The organism is Halomonas sp. KX33721, from assembly GCF_001596805.1.
GTDB classification, from domain to species: Bacteria; Pseudomonadota; Gammaproteobacteria; order Pseudomonadales; family Halomonadaceae; genus Vreelandella; species Vreelandella aquamarina.
The window spans coordinates 1-3,757 of the sequence record NZ_LVIA01000066.1 but is presented as its reverse complement, the minus strand read 5'-3'; the positions used below and the strand labels follow the sequence as shown (position 1 = coordinate 3,757).

At 53.0% G+C, this 3,757-nt stretch carries 1 protein-coding gene; it reads left to right on the top strand.

Annotation, left to right across the window (positions count from 1 at the left end):
- Nucleotides 1–3,684, top strand: a 3,684-nt coding sequence (locus A3220_RS16190) for an Ig-like domain-containing protein (protein WP_174524477.1), incomplete at its 5' end; no start/stop codon positions are given.
- Between the last annotated feature and the right edge of the window lie 73 nt (nucleotides 3,685–3,757).

Below are 3,757 nucleotides of genomic sequence, written 5' to 3'. Positions count from 1 at the left end.
AATGATACAACCCCAACGATCACCGGCACCGCGAATGCACCGCAAGGCAGCACCGTAACGGTAGAGATCACCGATAGTAATAACGTGACACATACGGTGACAACGACCCTAGGAGCTAATGGCATCTGGAGTGTGGCTGCCTCACAAGTACTTGCTGAAGGTAACTTTACCGTAAGTGCAAGCGTAAGCGATGCAGCGGGTAACACAGCGACCGCCACCGGTGCAGGGGCGGTTGATACCATTGCACCAACACTTGATTTAACCAGCCCAGGTTCAAGTAACGATGCTACACCGACCCTAAGCGGCACCAGTGATGCACTAGAAGGCACCGTGATCACCTTTACGGTTATCGATGATTTAGGGGCCGAGCAAACCTTTACGACGACTGTGGATGCGAGCGGCAACTTCTCAGTCGAAGTGCCAAACGCATTGGCTGAAGGCCCTTACAGCATTGAAGCGACTATTAGTGATGCGGCGGGTAACAGCACTGATATCACCGGCAGCGGTAACATCGATACCACCGCGCCAAGTGTGAGTGTGGATGCACCAGCGCTCACCAACGACAGCTCGCCAACAGTTACGGGCACCAGTGATGCACCAAACAGCACCGTCACGATAACCTTTACCGATGCAGCCAATGCCGTACAAACTATTGATGTACAAACCGATGCGAATGGTAATTGGAGTGCCACCCCAGCGACGGATTTAGCCGAAGGTAACTACAGTGTCAGCGCGAGCATCACGGATGCAGCGGGTAACACGGGCACAGGGACAGACAGCGGTGAAGTGGATGTAACTCCACCGGCTCTTGCCTTTACGCCAACCTTCGAGCTTGGTTTATTGGTTACCCTCAGTGGTACGTCTGACCTGCCAGCAGGCAGTGAAATCACCATCACCGAGCAACTTATTGGCGGAGGAGTGGGTGTAACTTACACCACCACAACCGATGCCAACGGTAATTGGTCTTTGGTGGGGCTTGATGTATCACTACTGGATGTAGGCTCTGTGATTGCCACAGCCACAGATGCAGCAGGGAACACACGCACAATAAGCTCAGATGACTTTGATAACACACCACCTACGCTCACAGTTGAGGTGGATGCACAAAGCAATAGCAACACGCCAGTTATTAGCGGCACAAGTGACGCAGGCGAAGGCGCACAAGTAACGATTGTGGTGACCGACAGTGACGGTAACCCACAAACCATTACCGCCCTTGTTGAGGCCAACGGCGAGTGGAGCGCCACACCAGCGACACCACTCAGTGAAGGTGAAAGCACGATTGAAGTGAGCGTACGCGACAGCGTAGGCAACGAAACCACCGTGAGTGAAACCACCACCATCGATACACAAGCACCCACATTAACCATGCAAACTGTGGGTGATGTAAATGACTTAACCCCGACACTGCAAGGCACCAGTAACGAAATTGGCGGCACGGTAACACTCACCGTGACCGACAGTGACGGCGCTGTGCAAACCATTACCACCACCGTTGGTACGGATGGGCATTGGGATATTGAAGTGCCCAGTGCCCTGGCACAAGGCGACTTTACTGTAACGGCCAGTATTACTGATGCCGCAGGCAATGAGAGCACCGCCAACAGCAGTGGCAATGTAGATACCATTACCCCGGTTGTAACTGTGGATGCACTGGGGCTTGGTAACGACAGTACTCCACTTATTAGTGGTACTTCAACTGAGCCAGAAGGCACAGTTGTAAACATTGTAATCACCGACAGTAATGGCGATGAAACACCGCTCACCGCCACCGTGGATGTCAACGGCAATTGGCAAGCAATCAGCCCAGAATTACCTGATGGCAGCTACAGTGTACAAGCCAGCATTACGGATGCGGCGGGCAATACAGGCGGCGCTACGCAATCGGGCACCATAGATAGCCTTGCACCGACTCTGACACTCGATACTGTGGGTGCCACCAACGACAGCACGCCAACTATTAGTGGTACCACGAATGCACCAGCCGGCACGGTAATTAGCATCAGCGTTAGCGATGGCATTACCACCGAAACCTTTACAGCCACAGTCCAAGCGGGTGGCAGCTGGTCAGCCGATGTACCAAATGCTCTGGTTGATGGTGAGCTGACCATTGAAGCCAGTGTGAGCGACAACGCTGGTAACACCACTACGGTTAGTGAAACCGCCACGCTGAACACCACCGCGCCAAGCATTAGCATTAATACCTTGGTTGATACCAACGACACCACACCAACCATTAATGGGACAAGTGATGCAGCCGATGGCACTACCATTAGCTTAACGTTTGAAGACAGTGCAGGTAATATTACGACTGTTGATACCACAGTAACCGGTGGCGTATGGAGCGTTGATGCACCAACTGAATTAGCTGAAGGCGAATACACAGTGACCGCCGAGGTAGACGATGGTCTGGGTAATATCGGCAGCGCCACAGAAACCGGTATTATTGACACCACTATGCCTGCGATTGAAGTGAATGAGCTAGTTGTTACCAATGATACAACCCCAACGATCACCGGCACCGCGAATGCACCGCAAGGCAGCACCGTAACGGTAGAGATCACCGATAGTAATAACGTGACACATACGGTGACAACGACCCTAGGAGCTAATGGCATCTGGAGTGTGGCTGCCTCACAAGTACTTGCTGAAGGTAACTTTACCGTAAGTGCAAGCGTAAGCGATGCAGCGGGTAACACAGCGACCGCCACCGGTGCAGGGGCGGTTGATACCATTGCACCAACACTTGATTTAACCAGCCCAGGTTCAAGTAACGATGCTACACCGACCCTAAGCGGCACCAGTGATGCACTAGAAGGCACCGTGATCACCTTTACGGTTATCGATGATTTAGGAGCCCAGCAAACCTTTACCACCACCGTGGATGCGAGCGGCAACTTCTCAGTGGAAGTACCGACGTCACTTGCAGAAGGACCTTACAGCATTGAGGCCAGCATTAGCGATGATGCAGGTAACAGCACTGATATCACCGGCAGCGGTAACATCGATACCACCGCGCCAAGTGTGAGTGTGGATGCACCAGCGCTCACCAACGACAGCTCGCCAACAGTTACGGGCACCAGTGATGCACCAAACAGCACCGTCACGATAACCTTTACCGATGCAGCCAATGCCGTACAAACTATTGATGTACAAACCGATGCGAATGGTAATTGGAGTGCCACCCCAGCGACGGATTTAGCCGAAGGTAACTACAGTGTCAGCGCGAGCATCACGGATGCAGCGGGTAACACGGGCACAGGGACAGACAGCGGTGAAGTGGATGTAACTCCACCGGCTCTTGCCTTTACGCCAACCTTCGAGCTTGGTTTATTGGTTACCCTCAGTGGTACGTCTGACCTGCCAGCAGGCAGTGAAATCACCATCACCGAGCAACTTATTGGCGGGGGAGTCGGTGTAACTTACACCACCACAACCGATGCCAACGGTAATTGGTCTTTGGTGGGGCTTGATGTATCACTACTGGATGTAGGCTCTGTGATTGCCACAGCCACAGATGCAGCAGGGAACACACGCACAATAAGCTCAGATGACTTTGATAACACACCACCTACGCTCACAGTTGAGGTGGATGCACAAAGCAATAGCAACACGCCAGTTATTAGCGGCACAAGTGACGCAGGCGAARGGCGCAYWAGTAACGATTGTGGTGACCGACAGTGACGGTAACCCACAAACCATTACCGCCCTTGTTGAGGCCAACGGCGAGTGGAGCGCCACACCAGCGACACCACTC